The sequence below is a fragment of the Nocardia tengchongensis genome (assembly GCF_054781395.1).
On the sequence record NZ_BAAGUM010000004.1, the window covers coordinates 495,171 to 515,845 of the forward strand.

At 70.5% G+C, this 20,675-nt stretch carries 20 protein-coding genes and 1 pseudogene; 10 read left to right on the forward strand and 11 right to left on the reverse strand.

Translation table 11 applies throughout. The annotated features are described in order from the left end of the window. Positions 1-18: 18 nt before the first annotated feature. From ACYVKL_RS07560 to ACYVKL_RS07575, 4 genes are read left to right on the forward strand one after another with little or no spacing between them, the layout of a single operon-like run. Positions 19-1,038 (forward strand): protein kinase family protein, encoded by a 1,020-nt coding sequence (locus ACYVKL_RS07560; RefSeq protein WP_379169460.1) that lies wholly within the window; start codon positions 19-21, stop codon positions 1,036-1,038. Between the two features lie 5 nt (positions 1,039-1,043). Further along, positions 1,044-2,024 (forward strand): hypothetical protein, encoded by a 981-nt coding sequence (locus tag ACYVKL_RS07565; RefSeq protein ID WP_379169462.1) that lies wholly within the window; start codon positions 1,044-1,046, stop codon positions 2,022-2,024. 29 nt (positions 2,025-2,053) lie between these two features. Next, positions 2,054-3,307, forward strand: a complete 1,254-nt coding sequence (locus ACYVKL_RS07570) for an adenylosuccinate synthetase (protein WP_379169464.1) — start codon at positions 2,054-2,056, stop codon at positions 3,305-3,307. A gap of 10 nt (positions 3,308-3,317) precedes the next feature. After that, entirely contained in the window at positions 3,318-3,941 is a 624-nt protein-coding gene (locus ACYVKL_RS07575) for an NUDIX hydrolase (protein ID WP_379169466.1), read from the forward strand. Positions 3,942-3,969: 28 nt separating this feature from the next. Here ACYVKL_RS07575 and ACYVKL_RS07580 read toward each other — a convergent pair whose 3' ends face one another. Next, positions 3,970-4,542, reverse strand: a complete 573-nt coding sequence (locus ACYVKL_RS07580; protein ID WP_379169468.1) for a TetR/AcrR family transcriptional regulator — start codon at positions 4,540-4,542, stop codon at positions 3,970-3,972. Between the two features lie 84 nt (positions 4,543-4,626). Here ACYVKL_RS07580 and ACYVKL_RS07585 point away from each other — a divergent pair, with 84 nt between their 5' ends. Next, positions 4,627-5,598, forward strand: coding sequence for a quinone oxidoreductase family protein (locus tag ACYVKL_RS07585; RefSeq protein ID WP_379169470.1), 972 nt, complete (start codon positions 4,627-4,629; stop codon positions 5,596-5,598). Positions 5,599-5,600: 2 nt separating this feature from the next. Here ACYVKL_RS07585 and ACYVKL_RS07590 read toward each other — a convergent pair whose 3' ends face one another. Continuing rightward, positions 5,601-6,143: an LppU/SCO3897 family protein gene (locus tag ACYVKL_RS07590; RefSeq protein ID WP_357200359.1), complete on the reverse strand. Its 543-nt coding sequence runs from the start codon at positions 6,141-6,143 to the stop codon at positions 5,601-5,603. Positions 6,144-6,306: 163 nt separating this feature from the next. Between ACYVKL_RS07590 and ACYVKL_RS07595 the strand changes: the two genes are divergently transcribed. Then, a complete protein-coding gene (locus ACYVKL_RS07595) occupies positions 6,307-9,483 on the forward strand; it encodes a helix-turn-helix transcriptional regulator (RefSeq protein WP_379169472.1) in 3,177 nt (1,058 codons plus the stop codon). A 31-nt stretch (positions 9,484-9,514) separates the two neighbouring features. Here the strand turns inward: ACYVKL_RS07595 and ACYVKL_RS07600 are convergent, their stop codons facing one another. From ACYVKL_RS07600 to ACYVKL_RS07615, 4 genes are read right to left on the reverse strand one after another with little or no spacing between them, the layout of a single operon-like run. Then, positions 9,515-9,772, reverse strand: a complete 258-nt coding sequence (locus ACYVKL_RS07600; protein ID WP_357198916.1) for a YciI family protein — start codon at positions 9,770-9,772, stop codon at positions 9,515-9,517. Positions 9,773-9,805: 33 nt separating this feature from the next. Next, positions 9,806-10,312 carry a transcription antitermination factor NusB gene (gene nusB, locus ACYVKL_RS07605; RefSeq protein WP_213556293.1) on the reverse strand — a complete coding sequence of 169 codons (507 nt, stop codon included), beginning with the start codon at positions 10,310-10,312 and terminating at the stop codon, positions 9,806-9,808. Between the two features lie 20 nt (positions 10,313-10,332). Next, positions 10,333-10,896: an elongation factor P gene (gene efp / locus ACYVKL_RS07610; protein ID WP_213556294.1), complete on the reverse strand. Its 564-nt coding sequence runs from the start codon at positions 10,894-10,896 to the stop codon at positions 10,333-10,335. Between the two features lie 37 nt (positions 10,897-10,933). Continuing rightward, positions 10,934-12,058, reverse strand: a complete 1,125-nt coding sequence (locus tag ACYVKL_RS07615) for a M24 family metallopeptidase (protein ID WP_379169474.1) — start codon at positions 12,056-12,058, stop codon at positions 10,934-10,936. Positions 12,059-12,208: 150 nt separating this feature from the next. Here ACYVKL_RS07615 and ACYVKL_RS07620 point away from each other — a divergent pair, with 150 nt between their 5' ends. From ACYVKL_RS07620 to aroB, 4 genes and pseudogenes are all read left to right on the forward strand, one after another. After that, on the forward strand, positions 12,209-12,817 hold the full coding sequence (locus ACYVKL_RS07620) for a prepilin peptidase (protein WP_379169476.1): 609 nt from the start codon (positions 12,209-12,211) through the stop codon (positions 12,815-12,817). Positions 12,818-12,879: 62 nt separating this feature from the next. Beyond that, positions 12,880-14,085 carry a chorismate synthase gene (gene aroC, locus ACYVKL_RS07625; RefSeq protein ID WP_379169871.1) on the forward strand — a complete coding sequence of 402 codons (1,206 nt, stop codon included), beginning with the start codon at positions 12,880-12,882 and terminating at the stop codon, positions 14,083-14,085. A 203-nt stretch (positions 14,086-14,288) separates the two neighbouring features. Then, positions 14,289-14,771 (forward strand): annotated as a pseudogene (locus tag ACYVKL_RS07630) (shikimate kinase); the annotation flags it as partial. 856 nt (positions 14,772-15,627) lie between these two features. Next, entirely contained in the window at positions 15,628-16,746 is a 1,119-nt protein-coding gene (aroB, locus tag ACYVKL_RS07635; protein ID WP_357198903.1) for a 3-dehydroquinate synthase, read from the forward strand. 69 nt (positions 16,747-16,815) lie between these two features. On the opposite strand, the gene ACYVKL_RS07640 is transcribed toward aroB, so the two are convergent. The 5 genes from ACYVKL_RS07640 to ruvX all read right to left on the reverse strand — a co-directional run bounded on the left by ACYVKL_RS07640 (position 16,816) and on the right by ruvX (position 20,642). Further along, complete coding sequence (locus ACYVKL_RS07640) at positions 16,816-17,049, reverse strand: hypothetical protein (protein WP_379169478.1); 234 nt, start codon at positions 17,047-17,049, stop codon at positions 16,816-16,818. Between the two features lie 70 nt (positions 17,050-17,119). Continuing rightward, entirely contained in the window at positions 17,120-17,590 is a 471-nt protein-coding gene (locus ACYVKL_RS07645; RefSeq protein WP_379169480.1) for a B-4DMT family transporter, read from the reverse strand. A 235-nt stretch (positions 17,591-17,825) separates the two neighbouring features. Next, positions 17,826-18,650 (reverse strand): shikimate dehydrogenase, encoded by an 825-nt coding sequence (locus ACYVKL_RS07650; RefSeq protein ID WP_357198895.1) that lies wholly within the window; start codon positions 18,648-18,650, stop codon positions 17,826-17,828. Then, positions 18,625-20,121, reverse strand: a complete 1,497-nt coding sequence (locus ACYVKL_RS07655; RefSeq protein WP_379169482.1) for an endolytic transglycosylase MltG — start codon at positions 20,119-20,121, stop codon at positions 18,625-18,627. The genes ACYVKL_RS07650 and ACYVKL_RS07655 overlap by 26 nt, the downstream gene beginning before the upstream one ends. Continuing rightward, positions 20,118-20,642 carry a Holliday junction resolvase RuvX gene (gene ruvX, locus ACYVKL_RS07660; protein WP_379169484.1) on the reverse strand — a complete coding sequence of 175 codons (525 nt, stop codon included), beginning with the start codon at positions 20,640-20,642 and terminating at the stop codon, positions 20,118-20,120. Before ruvX ends, ACYVKL_RS07655 begins: the two co-directional genes overlap by 4 nt. Between the last annotated feature and the right edge of the window lie 33 nt (positions 20,643-20,675).

Here is a 20,675-nt window from a genome sequence, read left to right on the forward strand (position 1 = left end):
GTCAGCTAGCCTAAAACCATGACCACAGCGCGAGAGACCGCGGAGACCATCCGGGCGGCGCGGCGGCCCGAGGATCTCTTCGGTTCCGCCGCAACCGATTCCGCCGGCCGGCAGGCCGCCCGGCGCCGATACCACCGAATGGCCGCCATCATCCATCCCGACCGGGTCGAGGCCGTCGACGCGGCCGTCGCGAGCGCGGCATTCGCCCGGCTGTCGGAGCTGTACCAGCGCTGGCTGGATCTGGACGAGGCCGCCTTCGAGGTGACCGGCACCCTCGGGCGGTACCCCGTCGGGGCGCTGCACGCGGCCGGATCCATCGCCGACGTGTACCGCTCCGGTTCCGATCGGGTGGTGAAGATCCCGCGCCGCGCGGCCGCCAACCGGCTGCTCGCCGGAGAGCGAAACGCCTTGCGGGACATCGCGACCGTGGCCACCGAGCACGAGTGGCTACGCCCCTATTTCCCCGAACTCGTCGACACCGTCGACCATCTCGACTCGGGCACCGGGGAACACCGCACGGTCAATGTGCTGACCGGCCTGATCGACGGATTCGTGACACTGGACCAGGTCCGCGCCGCCTACCCCGACGGGCTCGACCCGCGCGACTACGCGTGGATGCACCGGCGGCTGCTGCGCTGCCTCGCCGGAGCGCAACTGGCCGGCTGGGTGCACACCGCGATCAACCCCGCCAACGTGCTCGTACATCCGCGACTACACGGAATCGTGCTGGTGGGCTGGTCTTTCGCGACCCGCCCGGGCAACCCGGCGGCGGCGACACTGAAGTCGCTGGACTATCCGCCCGAGATCCGCGACGCCGTCTCCCCCGCCACCGACATCCACCTCGCGCATCGCCTCATGCTCACCATGCTCGGCGACCGCGCACCCGCCCCGATGCGCGCCTACGCCACCGGGTGCCTGCAAACCGATCCCGGACTGCGGCCCGACGCCGCGGACCTGCTCGGCGAATTCGACGATCTGCTCGACCGGCTCTACGGGAAGCGCCGCTTCCGGCCCTTCGAGCTCACGAAAGGTAAGTGATCACCATGGGTTACGGAAGCTGGGACGACAGCGCCTACGACGCGGCGCGGACCTTCCGCGCGGCCAAGGGACTCGACGACTTCGGCTACACCGCCGACATGCGCTCCACGCCGTGGGAGCAGTGGAAGGCGCACCCCACCCTGGATCCGTTCGGGGTCGGCATGCGGGAGTCGCGCGACTCCGACGAGCACGGCAACTCGCTGCCCATCGCGGTGCTCTTCGACGTCACCGGATCCATGGGCCGGGTGCCGCGGGTGATGCAGGAGAAGCTGGCCAAACTGCACGGACTGTTGCAGCGCAAGGGATATGCCGACGACCCGCAGATCCTGTTCGGGGCCATCGGCGACGCCGACAGCGACCGGGTGCCGCTGCAGGTCGGGCAGTTCGAGTCCGACAACCGCATGGACGAACAGCTGCGGCTGATCCTGCTCGAAGGCGGCGGTGGCGGGCAGAAGTCCGAAAGCTATGAACTGGCCGCGTATTTCATCGCCCGACACACCGCCACCGACGCGTGGGACAAGCGCGGCCGCAAGGGCTACCTGTTCATCGTCGGCGACGAGCTGAACAAGAAGCGCCTGCCCGCGCGGCACATCCAGTCCGTCATCGGCGACGACGTGCGCAGCGACATCGCGGTCGACTCGATCTACCGGGAGCTGGCCGACCGCTGGCACGTGCACTACATCCTGCCCAATCAGTCCAGCTACTACCGGGATCCGGAGATCGCCGAACACTGGCAGGCGCTGCTGGGCGAGCGGTTCCTGCGGCTCGACGATCCGGCCGCGGTGTGCGAGCTCATCGCGCTGACCATCGGCATCGGTGAGGACCGCGTCGATCTCGGGGCCGGATTGGCCGACCTGCGCGACATCGGATCGGCGGGCGAGGCCGACGCGGTGGGCAAGGCCCTCGCTCCCCTGGGCGCGACGCGCCGCGGCGCCAGCGCCGGGGCGCTGCCCGCCACCACCGGCATCGACGACGTCGACCTCTGAACCGGGATCGACACAGGAAGGGACACAACATGTTCGGCGACCGTCACCTGATCGTGGTGGACCTCGGCTTCGGCGACGCCGGCAAGGGGGCCACCGTGGACTGGCTGTGCTCACCGCGCGCCGGGCTCGACGTGGCCGCGGTGGTGCGGTTCAACGGCGGCGCCCAGGCCGCCCACAATGTGCTCGCCGACGGCCGCCACCACACCTTCCGGCAGTTCGGGTCCGGCACCCTGTCCGGGGTGCCGACCCTGCTGTCGCGGCACATGCTGGTCGAACCGCTGGCCCTGGCCGCCGAGGCCCGCGAACTCGCGGCCCTCGGCGTCGCCGACCCGCTGTCGCTGCTGTACGTCGACGAGCGGGCACTGCTCACCACGCCGATCCACGGGGCCGCCAACCGGTGCCGGGAGGATACGAGGGGTACCGCCCGGCACGGATCGTGCGGCATCGGCATCGGCGAGACCGCGAGCTACGCCCTCGACCACGACGCGCCCCGGGTCGCCGACTGCCGGCGGCCGGAGGTGTTGCGGCGCAAGCTGATCGCATTGGAGGAGCACTACGCGCCGCTGCTCGCGGACGGGCGGCACCGCTACGACCCGATCGACGACCTGGTCGGGGCGTACACCGCGTTCGCGGGTGCGGTGGCGATACTGCCGGGCGAGCAGCTCGCGGGGTTCGCGCGCACCGGCCGGCTCGTCTTCGAGGGCGCGCAGGGCGTGCTGCTCGACGAATGGCGCGGCACCCACCCCTACACCACCTGGTCCACCGTCGAACCCCGGCACGCGCGAGACATGCTGGCGCGCATCGGGACTCCCGGTTACGTGCTCGGCGTGACCCGGGCCTACCTGACCCGGCACGGGGCCGGGCCGTTCCCGACCGAGGACCCCGCGCTCTCGATTCCCGAGCCGCACAACGGAACCGGCGTCTACCAAGGGGCATTCCGGCGCGGACACCTCGATCCGCTGCTGCTGCGGTACGCGATCGAAGCCTGCGGCGGGATCGACGGGCTGGCCGTCAACCACCTCGACGCGCTCGGCGACATCCGCACCGCCACCGGCTATCTCACCGCCGACGGCTGCGTGGACCGGCTGGACTGCGGGGTCTGGCAGGACCTCGGCCACCAGCAGCGGCTCACCGACCTGCTGGAGGCCGCCACCCCGGCGTACGCGGACCTGCCCGCCGACGTCCCCGGCTATCTGGAAGCCGAACTCGGCGCGCCGGTGGTGCTGACCGCCTGCGGACCCGACCGAGCCGATCGCACACTCCGGATCACCGCTCAGGCATGATTGTCCCCTTGTGGAGCAACAATCGGCGGTATCCATCGACGTGATCGCCCTGCGCTACGGGCCCGACGACCCCACCGCCACCCTCGGCATCGCCGCACGTCGGTGGGAACCGTTCGCCGGCGCCCTGGCGCTGCCCGGCGTGCTGCTGGGTCTGGGTGAACGGCTCGCCGAGGCCGCCACCCGCGCGGTCCACACCAAACTCGGGGTGCCCGCCGACGCCATCCTCGCCGTCGGCCAGGTCGCCACCTTCGACGAACCCAACCGCGACCCGCGCGGGCCGACCCTGTCCATCGCCATGTGGGCGGTCGTCGGACCACACGAGAGCGACACCGCGACCTGGGTGCCCTTCGACGCGGTCCCGCACCTGGCCTTCGACCACAACCAGATCGTCTCCACCGCCCGCGACCGGCTGGCCGACATGCTGTGGAAGGACCTGACCTTCACCCGCGCCCTCACCGGCGACGAGTTCACCGCCACCCGTGCGGTCGGTCTCACCACCGCCCTGCACGGCACGAAACCCGATGCGGGCAACCTGAATCGGACCCTGGCCGCGCTGCCCGGCCTGTCCCGCACCGGCGAACGCGTCCGGGTGAAGGCCACCGGGCGGCCCGCCGCCGTCTGGTCGTTCGCGTGACCCGGCGGTAGCCGGAAGTCGCCGAGACTCAGGCGGGTTGCCTGATCACCGACTCCACGAGCTGACGCACGGCCTCCCGGAGACGGTCCTTCTGACCAGTCCGGACCAGGTACGGCACCAGCTCCCCGCCCAAGGGAGCCAGCAACAGACCGCCGACGACCTCGGCATCCAGGTCGGGGCGGACCTCGTGCAGCAGGCTGCTGATATGGGTGGCCCAGAAGGCGTGGAACTCCTCGCGGTGCGGGTGCGGCGGGAGGGCCTGGTAGGCGACGTTCAGTTCGATGTCGTCGGCGATCAGGCAGGTCATGGCGTCGAAGTAGGCCAGTAGCCGATCCGCTGCGGGCGCACCCGGACCCAGCGGGGGCGGGCCCGATCGCACCGCCTCCATCAGGCCGGTCGCGCCGGCGGCGATGAGCTCGTAGAGCAGGCCGGCCCGGTTTCCGAAGCGGTGGAACAGGGTCCCTTTGGCGACCCCGGCCGCAGCGGCGATGCGGTCCATGGTGGCCGCCTCCGCGCCCTCCTCGGCGAACAGCCGGCGCGCCGCTTCGAGGATTGCCTGCCGGTTGCGGGCGGCATCGGCACGTTCCTTGGGCGGGTTCATATCACCACTTCCATTGACAACTTGACCGACGGTCAATATCTTCGCAGACATATCTTGACCGTCAGTCAACTTATGAGGTTTTCAATGCAAGCAATCCTATTGACCGGCACCGGCGGACCCGAGGTCCTGGTCGCGAGCGAGGTGCCCGCGCCGCGCCCGCAAGCCGGGCAGATCCTGCTGCACGCCCAGGCGATCCCGGTGCTGTTCCCCGAGACCATGCTGCGCTCGGGCGCGTTCCCGCTGCCGGTGCAGTTCCCGATCGTCTTCGGCACCCAGGCCGCGGGCGAGATCGCCGAAGTCGGCGCGGGCGTGGATCCGTCGCTCATCGGGCGACGAGTGGTGGTGAGCAGCAACAGTTTCGGCACCTACGCCGAACAGGTGTGCGTTCCGGCCGAGGCCGCCACCCTGATCCCCGACGGACTGGGCACCGACGCGGCCGCGGCCGTCGCCATGAGCGGTTCGGTGGCCATCCCCCTGCTGGAGACCGCGCTGCTCACCGGCACCGAGACCATCCTCGTCGAGGCTGCCGCGACCGGCGTCGGCGCTTACCTCACCCAACTCGCCAAGGAATACGGTGCGGCACGGGTGATCGCCACCGCGGGCGGGGCCGAAAAAGCCGCGCAGGCCCGCGAATTCGGTGCGGACGCCGTCCTCGACCACCACGTCCCGGGATGGACCGAACAGCTGCGCGAAATCCTCGGCGGCGCAACGCTGGACGTGGTCTTCGACTCCCTCGGCGGCGAATCCGCGCTCGCACTACTGGATCTCATGACCCCGCTGCGCGGCCACATGCTCAGCTACGGCTTCCTGTCCGGCGCGCCCGCGCAGGTCGGCGCCATGGATCTGATCATGCGCGGGCTCACCCTCACCGGCTGCTCCGGACCGGCCTGGCTGGCCGGGGTCGCGGCCGCGACCGGAACCGCCCTGCACCGGGCCGCGACCGGGTCGCTCACCCCGCTGGTCGACCGTGTGCTGCCGCTGCACCAGGCCGCACACGCCCACCGGCTGCTGGAGGATCGCGCCGCCAAGGGCACGATCATCCTGCGCGCCGGCTGAGCTCAGAGGTCCTTCAGGCAGAAGGTGGTCGGCTGCTCGGTGAGCGTGATGACCTTGTCGGCTTCCTCGCCGCACAGGTTCTCGTCCGACTGGCCGTCGATCCGGGTCAGCACCTGGAAACTCGCGTTGCTGGTACCGCATTCGGCGTACTGATAGCCGGTCATCATGCTCTCGTGATAGCAGGCGCCCGGCTGGAAATTCGGCGCCAGACACAGGTACGCCATCGAGGCGCCGTTGAGCGTCTCCTCGTAGGAGGTGTAGTCGGCGGCGCACTCGGCCTTGGCGCTGGAGTGCTTGGCCACCTTGTACACCGCCTTCGGGGAGGCGCAGTCCACCGGCTCGGTCTTGGAATTGATCATCGACCCCTCGATAACGTTGATGCAATCACCGACCTTCGAGCGTCCGGTATCGGACTTTCCCGCGTCCTTGAGGCTGTCCGCACCCTTCTGGACTGCCGAGCAACCCGCCAGCGCCAGTGCGAAAATCGCCACGGCCACCGGGATCAGCCGCCACCACCGCCGGGAACCCGCCGAACTCACCTGCATCGTTGCCACGAACCTCTCTTCACCGGTTGTCATTCGAACCTCGACAACCCAACCCGGACGGCGACCGGCGAGCATCCGTGGAACCACGGGATCGGCCCGGCATCGGCGCGAACCCGGCGCCGAGTTAGGCTCCGCTCGGGGCCGTTCGCTCGGAAAGGAGTGCGTGATCGAGCCATTCGTCGGCCGCGTTCACGAACTCTCGACGCTGGACGCGACCTACTGCACGCCCGGCCGGCACCGCATGTTCCTGGTCGAAGGTCCGGCGGGAATCGGAAAGTCCAGACTGCTGGCCGAATCCGTCCGGCATGCCCGCGCGGCGGGTCTGCGCGCGATCACGGTCGCGGCCACCGAATACGAGCGGTCCACGCCCCTCCAGGTGCTGCTGGATCTCGCCGACCAATTCGACCACGACGCCGACGGCTATCGCTATGGCGACGGCAATGGCAGTGGCGATAGCGGCACCGATGGCGATGGCCACCTGGTCGATCCCGGCGGCCGCACACCGGAGCACGGGATCGCGACGGCCGATACCCGCGAGTCGGCGCGGTGGCTGCGGCACCGGCTCACAGGCACTCCCACGGTCCTGATCATCGATGACGCGCATTGGGCCGACCCGGCGTCACTGCAGGTACTGGCGCTGCTGATCCGGCAGTCGCCGATGCCCGCGACCGTGGTCCTGGCCTACCGGACCGGTCAGTTTCCCACCGAACTCGGTGCCGCACTACGGACCCCACGCGCCGACGTGACCCACCTCAGCGTGCCGCCGCTGTCCACGGACGAAGCGACCGCGCTGCTTCCGGACCTGACGCCCGCACACCGCGCCCGGCTCGTCGCCGCGGCCCACGGCAATCCGCTGTACCTGCAGGTCCTGGCCGAACTCACGCCCGCGGAACTGGATCAAGCGCTGCGCGACGATCCCGTCGACACCGAGTTCGGCCATGCCGCACTGGACCGCACCCTGCGCGCCGAACTCGCGCACCTGCCGCCCCGCGAACAACTCGTCGCCCAGGCGGCCGCGGTGTGCGGCGCGACCGCCGACACCGAACTGCTCAGCGCCACCGCCGAAGTCACCCGCACCGACCTCGACGCCGCGGTCGACGACCTGGCCCGGCGCGGCTGGCTCACCGTCACCGGCGGCACCGTCGCCTTCCGCCACCCCCTCATGCGCACCGCCGCCTACCGCCTCGCCGGCCCCGCCTGGCGCGCCGCCGCCCACGACCGCGCCGCCCGCTTCCTGCGCACCGTCGACGCCCCGGTCCTGATCCGCGCCCGCCACCTCGAACACGCCTTCGGCAGCCGCGACGACCTCGCCGCCAACGAACTGATCCGCGCTGCCGAACAAGCCCTCGCCACCGCCCCCGCCACCAGCGCCCGCTGGATCGAAGCCGCCATCCGCCTCACCCCCGACTGCCCCGCCGACCCACGCCCATCCGGTAACCCGGACACGGTCGCCGACTCGGGCTCGACCGCCGACCGGGACGCCGCCACGCACCCGAGCTCGACCAACGTCACCGGTGCGATCACTTCCCCGGACACCGAAGCGGACGCGACGCGACTGCTGCTCGGGCGGGCACTGCTGTTGTCCGGGTCCGCCGAGCGGGCGCGGGATGTACTCGAACCGCTCCTGCCGGCGAGCAATGAGGCGGTGTTGCTGTACGCGCGATGTGAGCGGATTCTCGGCCGGATCGACAGTGCGCGGCGACTGCTGGCGGGAGCGGTCGAGCGGCTGAACCCGGGCGAGAGTGGTTCGGTACAGCTGGAACTGGCGATTCTGGAGTCCCAGGACAATCGCGATCGGGAGGCGGAGGTCCGGATTCGGGCGCTGTTCGCGTCGGGGGCCGTACGGGATCCGGCGATTCGAGCGGCGGCATGCACGTTGCGCAGCATGGGGCAGCTCAACAGTCTGGATCTGAGCGCGGCGCGGGACGAGTACCGCATCGCCGAACGAGAATTCGCGCAGCTCAACGACACTCGGCTGCTCGACGGCGTGCACGCGGTGGCGGCGCTGGGCTGGATGGCGTACTTCCTCGACGATCAACGCACCGGCCTCACCCACATCGAACGCGCCATCACCGTCTGCCACCGGCACGGCCGCAGCTTCGTACTGCCGGAGCTGCACACCGTCCACGCCTACTCCCTCGCCAAGATCGGCCGCTACGACGACGCGCTCGCCGCCGCCGAGGACGCCCTGGAAACCGCACGGCTGTACGGATATCCGGGCATCGCGCCACTGGCCGGCGCGGCGAAGCTCCGCATCCTCCAGGACACCTCACCCGCCGCGGAGGTCCTGCGCTGGTGGCGCACCCTCGACGCACTCCCCCGGCCCGCCATGCGGTGGTGGCGCGCCACCGTCGACGCGGCCCTCGCCGAAATCGCCGCGCGCCTACCGCATCCGGCCCGCCCCCAGCCCACCGGCGCCACATCCGCCGCGCTGCCCACCGCCGCCACAGCCACACTTCCCGATGACACCACATCGGCCATGCTGCCCACCGCAGCTGAATCGGCAATGCAGCCCACCGACATCAGGTCGGCAACGCAACCCACCGACAGCGAAACCGCAACGCTGCCCATCGACGCGACGTCATCCGGTGTGCCGACCGGCGCTACGCCGACCACCCTCGCTGGAGTCACTACCTCGGTGTCGATGCCGAACGCCGCCGGGCCGGTCGCCGATACGTCCGTGCAGCCGGAGGCCATGGACGCACAGTCGCGGGAACATCCGATGCGGGCCGCGGAGCTCGCGGTCGGAGCGCTGGCGTGCCTCGCCCACGGCGACCTCGAGACGGCAGGGGCACTGGTGGAGCGGGCGGGCGAAGTGGCCGAACGGCTGGACCTGCCCGGGCAGCGGGCCACCGCGGCGCGGGCGCGGGCCGGATATCTGTGCGCGCGAGGCGATCTCGAAGCGGCCGCCCAGGCGGCGGCAGCGGCGATCGCGCACTACGGTCAGGCCGGGATGCCCGTCTTTCGCGCCCAGGCCATGCTGGTGGCCGCCGAAATCGACGGGAAGCGGGGCGATTTCGCCACCGCGACGGCGCGAATCGCCGCCGCCCGAGAGGAATTCGCGGCGGCCGGTGCGCACGAGCTGCTCATCGCCGCCACCACCGCGCAGCGCAAGCTGGCGGGTCATCGCAGTGTGAGTGGTGCGACCATGTTGAGCGAGCGCGAACGCGAGGTCGCCGAGCTGGCGGCGCGGGGACTCACCAACAAGGACATCGCCGAAAAGCTGTTCCTGAGCCCGCGCACCGTGGAGGACCACCTGGGTCGCATCCTGCGCAAACTGGGACTCACCGGTCGCGGCGGGATCGCGCACAAGCTCGCGGAATTGGACCGATCGGACTGAACGCGGGGGTCCGGCCCGCGGCGAACCGAGTTCAGCCGGTGATATCCCACTCGTACACGGTCAGTTCCGATGCGCCCGTGGTGTGAATCGGGTCGGTACTGATCAATTCCTGTGCGGCAGCCAGATTCTCGGCGGTGATCACATACGCGCCGCCGCTGCCGTCGGTGAATTTGCCGGTCTCCACCAGCTGTCCGCGCTCGCGGACCACCGCCAGCCATTCCTGATGCGGAACGGCGACGGAAGCGTCGAAGCGCGGGGTGCGCATGGCCATGACCAGATATTTGCGCACCCTGCGCTTCTCCTTCGAACTACTTCTCGCGAACTACTTCTCGTCGTCGGCGACGGTCGACCGGGTCGCGGCCGCGGCGGCCCGCACCTGCGGGGCCACCTGGACCACCTGGCCGAGCACACCGTTGATGAACGACGGGGAATCGTCGGTGGACAGCTCCTTGGCCAGCTCCACCGCCTCGTCCACCGCCACCACCGGGGGAACGTCGTTGGCGTGGAACAACTCCCACACCGCCACCCGCAGAATGGCGCGGTCCACGGCGGGCAGCCTGGGCAGCGTCCAATCCTGCGACAGATACGACTCGATGGTGCCGTCCACCCGATCCAGATCGTCGGCGACGCCTTCGACCAGGACCCGGGTGTAGGGGCTCACCGGAGCCACCGATTCCTCACGCACCGACAGCGACACCCGCTCCGAGAGCAGATCCGCGGGATCGATATCGCGCGCCTCCGCCTCGAAGAGCAGGTCCACCGCACGCCGGCGCGCCTTGTGCCGTGCGCCGAGCTTCTTGAAAGACTTCTTGTCCGACTGATCGGCCACGGAAGACATTATCCGCCGCGTCAGGAGTTGACGCGGCTGATGTAGCTGCCGTCGCGGGTGTCGATGCGCAGCTTGTCACCCTGGTTGATGAACAGCGGCACCTGCACCTCGGCGCCGGTCTCCACGATGGCGGGCTTGGTGCCGGCCGAGGAGCGGTCGCCCTGCAGGCCCGGCTCGGTGTGGGTGACGATGACGTCGATCGCGACGGGGAGCTCGACGAACAGCGCCTCACCCTCGTGCATGGCGATCTGCACGGCCATGTTCTCCAGCAGGAAGCCGGCGTTGCGGCCCAGCAGCGCCTCGCTCAGGTGGATCTGGTCGTAGGTGTCGCCGTCCATGAAGATGTAGTCCTCACCATCGTGGTAGAGGAAGGTCATGTCGCGACGGTCGACGGTCGCGGTCTCCACCTTGACGCCGGCGTTGAAGGTCTTGTCGACGACCTTGCCCGAGACCACGTTCTTCAGCTTGGTGCGCACGAAGGCGGGACCCTTACCCGGCTTGACATGCTGGAACTCGACAATCTGCTGCAGATTGTTGTCGATCTTCAGCACGAGGCCGTTCTTGAAGTCGCTGGTGTCCGCCACTGTCCTCGGATCTCCTACTAGTCGTTGCAACCGTGCGTCAGTCGACGACGGTCAGGTCTTTGCTGGTGTGGGTGAGCAGCTCCGGGCCCCCCTGGCGAACCACGAGCGTGTCCTCGATCCGAACGCCACCGCGGCCGGGGAAGTACACACCTGGCTCGACGGTCACCGCCACGCCATCCAGCAGTGTACCCGTGCCGGTTTTGGCGATTCCGGGCGCTTCGTGAATCTGCAGGCCGACGCCGTGTCCGAGACCGTGCACGAACAGGTCGCCGTGACCGGCCGCTTCGATCACCTTGCGGGACGCGGCGTCCACGGCCGCGGTCGAGATGCCGGGGGCCAGGGCCTCACGGCCGGCCCGCTGCGCCGCGTTGACCAGGTCGTACACCTCGCGATGCCAGTCGGTGGCCGCGCCCAGGACGAAGGTGCGGGTCATGTCGGAGTGGTAGCCGTGCGACACCGCCCCGAAGTCGAGTTTCACGAAATCGCCGGTGGCCAGCACCGCGTCGGTCGGACGGTGATGCGGGACAGCCGAATTCGCGCCCGCGGCCACGATGGTCTCGAAGGCCACCGCTTCCGCGCCGTGCTCGAACATCAGCCACTCCAGGTCGCGGGCCACCTGGCGTTCGGTGCGGCCCGCGCGCAGACCGCCACGCTCGAGCAGGGCTGCCAGCGCTGCGTCGGCGGCCGCGCAGGCCGCGCGCAGGCAGTCCACTTCGTAGTCGTCCTTGACCATGCGCAGCTGCTCGACCAGGCCCGAGACCGGGACCAGGTCCAGGCCGGTGCCCAGCGCGGCCAGGCCGCGATGCTGGTCGACGGTGACGATGTGGCTCTCGAACGCGACCCGGCCGGTCTGCCATTCCCCCGCGATCTCGATCACCCGGCGCGCGCAGGCCCGGTTGATCTCGGCGCGCAGATCGGGCACCTGCACGCCGACCTGGGTGAGGTAGCGGCCGTCGGTGCTGATGAGGGTGCGGTCCTCGCTGGAATCCCAGGCGTAGACCAGCAGCGCGGCATTGGAACCGGTGAAACCGGTCAGGTACCGGATATTGATCAGGTCCGTGACCAGCAGGGCGTCGACACGGTTCTCCACCAGCAGGTTCCGCAGGCTGGCCCGGCGCAGCGCGTAGTCGGGTCGCCGGGCCGGATCGTGATCAGCAGACATGCGTCAAAGCTACCGCCGACACGCCGCGACACGGGCCCGCAACACGTGAATGGGGTGGTTACGGAAACCCCGGTGTTCACATCCGAAGAGGTTGTCCACATTTCGCGATCGCGCGGCCCACGCGGGCCGCGGGTGCGGGAACCTCGAAGGATGAATTCGACGGCGATGCTGGTGCTCACGGTGTGGTGCGCGGTGCTGAGCGCTTTCGACGTGCGGTGGCGGCGGCTGCCCGATGCGCTCACCCTGCCGGGCGCGGTGATCGTCCTCGGCTACGGATTCGCCGTGGGCACACCCGGATTGGCGGTGCTGGGGGCATTGCTGCTGGCCGTCCCGTATCTACTCCTGCACCTCTGCTGTCCCGCCGCTCTGGGCGCGGGCGATGTGAAGCTCGCGCTGGGGCTCGGCGCGGCGACCGCCCTCGGCGGAGCGCAGAGCTGGTCGTGGGCCGCGATCGCCGCACCCCTGCTGACGGCCTGCGCCGGGGTGGGAACCCTCCTTGTCACGACCTACCGCACGGGGTGGCCCGGCTACCAGGCGCGGTTGCCGGTCGGCGCACAGTCGCACCGGCATCCGGGCTCGCGGTGGCTAGCATTGCCGGTGATTCGCATCATGATCTTGATGTGGCGTCCGGCGTGGGCGTCCGGCGCCCGCACCCCGGCTGTTCGGGGCGGCGGCGCGGTGGTCGGCGAGGTCGCGACGCTCCCGCACGGGCCCGCCATGTGCGCGGCGAGCGTGCTGGCGTTGCTGGCCGGGCGCTGACATCGGGCTTACGTGCGGACCACGTGTCCGGGCACCCCTGTTCTCATGAAAGGATGTCACTCGTGTTGCGCTGGATAACTGCCGGAGAATCCCATGGTCCTGCTCTCGTCACCATCCTCGAGGGGATGGTGGCCGGTGTCGAGGTGACCTCCGCCGATATCGGCGCGCAGCTGGCCCGGCGACGACTCGGGTACGGGCGGGGCGCGCGGATGAAGTTCGAGGCCGACGTGGTGACCATGGTCGGCGGCGTGCGGCACGGCCGCACCATGGGCGGACCGGTCGCCATCGAGGTGGCGAACTCGGAGTGGCCCAAGTGGACCCAGGTCATGTCCTCGGATCCGGTGGACGAGACCGAGCTGGCGGACATGGCCCGCAACGCGCCGCTGACCCGCCCGCGCCCGGGCCACGCCGACTACTCGGGCATGCTCAAGTACGGCTTCGACGACGCCCGCAACGTGCTCGAGCGCGCGAGCGCCCGCGAGACCGCCGCCCGCGTCGCCGCGGGCACCGTGGCCAAGAACTTCCTGCGCCAGGCCCTCGGGGTCGAGGTGATCTCGCACGTGGTGTCGATCGGCACGGCCGCCGACACCACCGGCGTGGTGCCGACCGCCGCGGATCTGGACGCCATCGACGAATCGCCGGTGCGCGCGTTCGACAAGACCGCCGAGGCGGCCATGATCGCCGAGATCGAGGCGGCCAAGAAGGACGGCGACACCCTCGGCGGTGTGGTCGAGGTCGTGATCGAGGGCCTGCCCGTGGGTCTGGGCTCGTTCACCTCCGGTGAGGCGCGCCTGGATTCGCGACTGGCCGCGGCGCTCATGGGCATTCAGGCCATCAAGGGCGTCGAGGTCGGCGACGGTTTCGAGACCGCGCGCCGCCGTGGCAGCCAGGCCCACGACGAGATGCGGCCCGGCCCCGACGGCGTGCTGCGCTCCACCAACCGGGCCGGCGGTCTCGAAGGCGGCATGACCAATGGCGAGGCGCTGCGGGTGCGTGCGGCCATGAAGCCCATCTCGACGGTGCCGCGCGCGCTGGCCACCGTGGACATGTCCTCCGGCGAGGAGGCCGTGGCCATCCACCAGCGCTCGGACGTGTGCGCGGTCCCGGCCGCCGGCGTGGTCGCCGAGGCCATGGTGGCGCTGGTCGTGGCGCAGGCGGTGCTGGAGAAGTTCGGCGGCGACTCGCTGCCCGAGACCACCGACAACATCCACGCCTACCTGAAGCGGATCAACGCCCGCCCGCACCTCCCGGGCAACGCCGGGCAGTGACCGCTGAGCACAGTGCGGCGCCCGGCGAGAACGAACCGGCCGTCACGGTCGTAGACCCGGCCGCCACGCCCGGCGCCGCCGAGAACACCGGTGGCGTCGAGGCGACCAGCACCGGTGAGCAGAACGGCGCCGAGGAAACGACCGGTGCCGACGCCGGTGACACCGAGGGTTCGGGCGAAACCGGCCGTGCCGCACACAGTGTCGTGCTGGTCGGCCCGCCGGGTGCGGGTAAGTCGACCATCGGGCGCAAGCTGGCCCGCGAACTGGGCGTGGAGCTCTACGACACCGACGCCGGCATCGAGGAGCGCACGGGGCGCACGATTCCGGAGATCTTCGCCGAGGACGGCGAACCGGAGTTCCGGCGCATCGAGGAAGAGGTCGTCCGCGACGCGGTGCTCGCCGGGCACGGTGTGGTCTCCCTCGGCGGCGGCTCGGTGCTGTCGGCCGCGACCCGCGAACTGCTGCGCGGCCGCACCGTCATCTACCTGGAAATCAGTGTGGGCGAGGGCCTGCGCCGCACCGGCGCGAGCACCAACCGCCCGCTGCTCAACGGCGATGACCCCGCCAAGAAGTACCGCGAGCTGATGAAGACCCGCCGCCCCCTCTACCGCGAGGTGGCGACCATCCGGGTCCGCACCGACGGCCGCAGCCCCGGCCGCGTCGTCCGCATGATCCTGGCCAAACTCGGCGTCGAACCGACCGAGCGTCCCGAGGATCCGGCCACCGAGCCCACCCCCGCCGAGCCGGCCACGACCAGTCGCTCCCGAGCCCGCCGCAAACGCCGCCGCGGCCGCGGGCGCAGCGAGAACGCGGCCACCGCGACGCCCGAATCAACCACCGCCACGGCGGATTCCAGCGATCCCGAGCGCAACGGCCGAGGTTCCGGCGACCGGTCCAACGAGACCGCGGACGGTGCCGACGGCACGAAACGCGGTCGCCGCAACCGCCGTTCGCGCCGCCGTGGTGGCCGGACCGCCGAAACCGGTTCGGCCACCACGGCTTCGGCAACAACCCCCGCCTCCACGCGCACACCGGTGTCGATGACGACCACCGCGACGGATGCGTCGGACAAGCGCGGCGGACGACGACGACGCGCCGCTCGCGCGGCCGGCGCGCCCGGGCAATCCGCCGGCGGCACCCACGATTCGTCGTCGGCCACGCCCGCGCGCGGGTCCGAGATCGCCGCGGCATCGACGGCTCGGCCGGATACGCCCGCCGCGCAACCGGATTCGAACGGTGGCCCCGGCGCCGCCGCCGCGCCCGGCAACGGCAGGTCCCGCCGCGCGCGGGCCCGCCGCGCCCGCGCGCGAGCCCGCGAGCACGACGATGCCGGTCACGGTGCGCCCAACGGCAGCGATCCGAGTACCACTCCCCCTGCGCCGGAGGGAGTTTCGTGATCGGCACGACGCCCGGCGCGCGGCGCACCGCACCGAGCGGCTTCGGTGGCGAGGCCACCCGGGACCGCCCCACCCGACAATCTCCCCGGAATCCGGGGACCCGCTGTTCCCCGCCGTCGTGCGGGACCATTCACGGAGGAGTCTGATGAGCGAGCCGACTCGCATCGAGGTCCGCACCGCCGACCCGTACCCGGTGATCATCGGGCGGGGGCTGCTGGGCGACCTGGTCGACGAGGTGACCGGACGGTCCGGTGTGCGGACCGTGGCGATCTTCTATCAGCCGCCGCTGGCCGAGACCGCCGAGGTGGTGCGCAAGGCGCTCACCGACAAGGGGATCGACGCGCACCGGGTCGAGATCCCCGATGCCGAGGCCGGTAAGGATCTGCAGGTCGCCGGGTTCTGCTGGGAGGTGCTGGGCCGGATCGGGCTGACCCGCAAGGACGTCATCGTGAGCCTGGGCGGTGGCGCGGCCACCGACCTGGCCGGGTTCGTGGCCGCCACCTGGATGCGCGGGGTGGACATCGTGCACGTGCCGACCACCCTGCTGGCCATGGTGGACGCCGCGGTCGGCGGCAAGACCGGCATCAACACCGAGGCGGGCAAGAACCTGGTCGGCTGCTTCCACGAGCCGGCCGCGGTGATGGTCGACCTGGCCACCCTGGAGACGGTGCCGCGCAACGAGATCGTGGCGGGCATGGCCGAGATCATCAAGGCCGGTTTCATCGCCGACCCGGTGATCCTGGAGCTGGTCGAGCGCGACCCGCAGGCCGCCCTGGATCCGACCGGCGAGGTGCTGCCCGAGCTGGTCCGCCGCGCCATCCAGGTCAAGGCCAATGTGGTGGCCGCCGACCTGAAGGAATCGGATCTGCGCGAGATCCTCAACTACGGCCACACCCTGGGCCACGCCATCGAGCGCCGCGAGCGCTACCGCTGGCGTCACGGCGCGGCGGTCTCGGTCGGCCTGGTCTTCGCCGCCGAGCTGGGTCGCCTGGCCGGCCGTCTCGACGACGAGACCGCCGACCGCCACAAGGCGATCCTGGAGAGCATCGGCCTGCCCACCAGCTACGACGCCGATGCGCTGGGCCAGCTGATGGACGCCATGCAGACCGACAAGAAGACCCGTTCGGGTGTGCTGCGTTTCGTGGTGCTCGACGGCCTGGCCAAGCCGGGCCGCCTCGAGGGCCCGGACCCGAGCCTGCTGGCCGCCGCCTATTCGGCCATCGCCCGCGAGGGCGGCCCGACCGGTGGAGCCATCCTGCTGTAGGACTCAGCGGTAGTCACGACCACGCCCGTCGCCGGGATTCGGCGGCGGGCGTCGTCGTATCCGGACCGGTCAGCCGCCTTGCAGCCGAATCTCCGACTCCAGCAGCGCCGCGTATTCGATCAGCGCGTATTCCTCCGGATCCGAGCCCAGCCGAGCCAGCACCTGGGAGCGGTCGATCAGCCTCAGGCCCGGTACGTCGGCGCCCGTGGCTACCTGCGTGCGGCCTTCGGCCAGCACCAGACATGCATCAGTGTCGTCTGCGGCTAACAGTCTCCGCAGGTCAATGGCGGTGACAGTATCCATAGCCCTATTCTGCCCACGAAAAACCCCGCGCCACAAGGTCTGTGGCGCGGGGTGAAGTTCAGCGGGAGCGTCAGGCGTTGACCGGCTGCGGGGTCTGTGCGGCGGGGGCCGACTTCTTGCCTTCCCGGCCGACCAGCCAGCGGCCGAGGACCACGCCGAGCATGGCCGGGATGAAGATCAGCAGCACGATGAACGCGGCGGCCGAGGTGATGTTGAAGACCAGACCCTGATCACCCAGGTCGAAGCCGGGGATGAAGTCGAGGATCCAGGCCGCCAGCCCGGAGCCGATGCCCGCGGCGAGCCCGGCCTTGAGCCAGCGCATGGTCAGATCGGCCCCGTGCTCGGGGTCGGAGTTGGCGCGCCGGTCGGCACGGCCGTCTACCAGACCCCACAGCACCACCGCGCCGACCAGGACGATCAGGCACAGGATCCGCATCCACACGCCCGCGGTCGGCCAGTACCGCATGCCCACGCCGAGCAGGGTCTCCAGCACAACGGTCAGCGCCCCCAAGCCCACGGCGCGCAACACCCACGCATTCATGTCGACCACCTTAACCCGCGCGGCCGTCCGGCCGAACCGAAAGAATTGAAACTTGTTACAGAACCATAGCCCGACCGGGGCCGCGAACCGTATTCGGCCCCGACACGCGGCCGCGCAGCCACCCGCACCGCGGCCGGTGAACACGTCATACGAGCATCCCGCCGCCTGGGAAGCACCGGAACCGAAACGGCCGCAGAGTGTCTCCGCGGCCGTTCTGGTTTCGATGGATTGGGGGTCAGTCCTGCAGTGCCGCGGCCATTTCCGCGCGCGGCGCGGACTTGCCGGTGAACTGCTCGACCTGACCGTAGGCCTGGTTCAGGAGCATCTCCAGGCCGCTGACCACGGTGTGGCCCGCCCGCTCGACCGCTGCCGCCAACGGCGTGGGCCACGGGTTGTAGATGGCGTCGAGCACCACCGGGGCCGCCGCCACCGCGTCCGCCACGGCCGCGGCCGCCTCGGCGGGCACGGTGCTGACGACGGCGTCCACATCGGAGCAGACGAAGAGCAGGCCCTCGGGGTCGAAGCCGAGGACCTCGGCCGACATGCCCAGCTGCTCGGCCAGTTCCAGCGTCTCCGCGGCCCGGCCGCGATCACGGGCCACGATGGTCACCGTGTGCGCGCCCAAGTCGGCCAGCGCCAGCAGGGCGGGACGGGCGGTGCCGCCCGCGCCCAGCACCACCGCGCGCGAGATCTCCTGCACGCCCGCGCCTTCCAGCGCGCCGCGCACGCCGTCCACGTCGGTGCAGTCCGCGCGCCAGCCGGATGCGGTGCGCACCAAGGTGTTCGCCGAGCCGACCAGTACCGCGCGATCGGTGCGCTCGTCGGCGTAGGCCAGGGCGGCGACCTTGCCCGGCATGGTCACCGACAGGCCGACCCATTCGGGGCCGAGTCCGTCGACGAGACCGGGCAATTGCTCGCCGGTGCACTCGATGCGCTCGTAGCTCCAGTCCAGGCCCAAGGCCCGGTAGGCGGCCAGATGCAGCTGGGGCGAACGGGAGTGGGCGATCGGGCTGCCGAGCACGGCGGCCCTGCGCTTACCGTCCACTGTCGAGAATTCCACTCTGCCTGGCCTTTTCGATATTGCGCAGGTGCTCGTTGTAGTTCTCGGTGAACAACGTGGTGCCCTGCTTGTCGACGGTGACGAAGTACAGCCACGGGCCGGGCGCGGGATTCTCCATGGCGCGCATGGCTTCCAGCGACGGCGCCGAGATCGGCGTCGCGGGCAGGCCGGGCATGGCGTAGGTGTTCCACGGGGTCTTGTGCGCGCGATCGGAGTCGGTGGTGGCGACCTCGGTCTTGTCCAGCGCGTAGTTGACGGTGGAGTCGAACTGCAACGGCTGCTGCACGGCGAGCCGGTTCACGATGACCCGCGCCACCTTCGACATGTCCTGGGGCAGCGCCTCACGCTCCACCAGCGACGCCGCGATCAGCGTGTCGTAGGCGCTCAGGCCGTTCGCCGCACCGGACTGCGCGAGCCCGGACGCCTCGTAGCTGCGCGCGCTCGCGGTCACCAACTGCTTGAGAATGTCCTGCGCGCCGGCGGTGGGATCGAAATCCAGGGTGCCGCCCGCGATCAGACCCTCGAGCTGGCGGGAGCGGTCCGGGACCGTCTTGACCCGTTCGAGCGCCCAGGTCGGAACCCCCAGCGCCATCGGATCACCGGTGGAGCCGGCCTGGTCGAGCTGCTCGTAGGTGACGCATTTGGCGGCGCTGCCGGCGCCGACGCAGCTGGCCTCGGCGATCTTGCGGTAGATGCCGTCCTTGCGGGCGCCGGTGTTGACGTCGCTGGAGTCGTGCAGCTGGCGGCCCTCGGAGATGACCACGTTGCCGACCCGGGCATCCTTGCTGAACAGCGCGGTCACCGCTTCGGCGCCCTTGCTGTGGCTCGGGATGGCGTAGTAGCCGGGCTGGATGGAGTTCATGTTGGTGTTGCGCACGGCCGCTTCGTAGAACGCGCCGCTGCTGGCCACCACACCCTTGTCTGCCATGGTGTCCGCGATCTGGGTCGCGGTGTCGCCGGGCTTGATCTGGATGATCGCCAGCGGACCCTGCGGGCCCGAGAAGTCGGCGGGACCGCTCAGCTTGCCCATGAACTTCCAGCCGGCGAAGCCGAGCGCGCCGACGAACAGGACCGCGAACACGCCCGCGATGACGAACAGGTTGCGGCGGCGACGCTTACGCTCGGCGGCTTTGCGGGACGCCATGCGGGATCGCTTGGGCCGCTGGCCCCGGCTTCCGCCCCGCGCACCCGCACGGCCGGGCCGCTCGGTGCGACGGCCGCGTTCGGCCCGTCCGCGCTCGGGACGCTGGGGAGCGCCGCGGCGCGGGGGTTCCGGCTCGAGCGGCGGGTTGTCGGCGAACTCCTCGCCCGCGTAGGGCTCGTTCTCGTAGAGCTCGTCCTCGTAGCGCGGGATGACGGTGGTGTCGTCCTCGTAATCGTCCGCCTCGGACCATTCGAGATCGTCGCGGCGATAACGTCGTTCGGCGTTCTGCCGGTAGCGTTCCTCGGCCCGCGTCCAGCGGTCGGTCATGCGTCCTCACCACGCGGCTTCAATAGGGCACTCCGTTCGTCCAACCATCCTTGCAGGATCGACACGGCGGCGGCCTGATCGATGACCTGCCGCTGCCCGCGTGCGCGAACTCCACTGTCTCGCAACGCACGTGCAGCAGACACCGTAGTCAACCGTTCGTCGGATAGCCGCACCGGCACGGGTGCGATGAGGTTCCGCAAACGTCCCGCGAAGGTGGCCGCCAGCTTAGCCGACGAGCCACTCTCCCCACGTAATGTGCGCGGCAAGCCGACGATCACTTCGACGGCTTCATACTCCCGCACAATCTCGGCAATCCTGGACAGATCGGAGGCCAGCGTGCCGGGCGCGACCTTCTTCGCGCGCGGCACGGTTTCCACCGGAGTGGCGAGCAGACCGTCCGGATCGCTGGAGGCGACGCCGATCCGGACCGAACCGACATCGATGCCGATGCGCCGCCCGCGCCCCGGGTCCGCCGCGGCGCTGGGCCGCTCGGCCGCGAAGCCGCGCCCGTCGCCGGACACCCCGGACGCCTCGGTCGGCGTCCGGGCAAATCC

What these genes read in the sequence shown, in the direction of transcription:
- ACYVKL_RS07640 (WP_379169478.1), bottom strand. Translation starts at nt 17,049, where the DNA reads ATGGATACTGTCACCGCCATTGACCTGCGGAGACTGTTAGCCGCAGAC.
- ACYVKL_RS07570 (WP_379169464.1), top strand. Translation starts at nt 2,054, where the DNA reads ATGTTCGGCGACCGTCACCTGATCGTGGTGGACCTCGGCTTCGGCGAC.
- ACYVKL_RS07560 (WP_379169460.1), top strand. Translation starts at nt 19, where the DNA reads ATGACCACAGCGCGAGAGACCGCGGAGACCATCCGGGCGGCGCGGCGG.
- ACYVKL_RS07565 (WP_379169462.1), top strand. Translation starts at nt 1,044, where the DNA reads ATGGGTTACGGAAGCTGGGACGACAGCGCCTACGACGCGGCGCGGACC.
- aroB (WP_357198903.1), top strand. Translation starts at nt 15,628, where the DNA reads ATGAGCGAGCCGACTCGCATCGAGGTCCGCACCGCCGACCCGTACCCG.
- ACYVKL_RS07645 (WP_379169480.1), bottom strand. Translation starts at nt 17,590, where the DNA reads ATGAATGCGTGGGTGTTGCGCGCCGTGGGCTTGGGGGCGCTGACCGTT.
- ACYVKL_RS07620 (WP_379169476.1), top strand. Translation starts at nt 12,209, where the DNA reads ATGAATTCGACGGCGATGCTGGTGCTCACGGTGTGGTGCGCGGTGCTG.
- ACYVKL_RS07580 (WP_379169468.1), bottom strand. Translation starts at nt 4,542, where the DNA reads ATGAACCCGCCCAAGGAACGTGCCGATGCCGCCCGCAACCGGCAGGCA.
- ACYVKL_RS07585 (WP_379169470.1), top strand. Translation starts at nt 4,627, where the DNA reads ATGCAAGCAATCCTATTGACCGGCACCGGCGGACCCGAGGTCCTGGTC.
- ACYVKL_RS07615 (WP_379169474.1), bottom strand. Translation starts at nt 12,058, where the DNA reads ATGTCTGCTGATCACGATCCGGCCCGGCGACCCGACTACGCGCTGCGC.
- ACYVKL_RS07655 (WP_379169482.1), bottom strand. Translation starts at nt 20,121, where the DNA reads ATGACCGACCGCTGGACGCGGGCCGAGGAACGCTACCGGCAGAACGCC.
- ACYVKL_RS07590 (WP_357200359.1), bottom strand. Translation starts at nt 6,143, where the DNA reads ATGCAGGTGAGTTCGGCGGGTTCCCGGCGGTGGTGGCGGCTGATCCCG.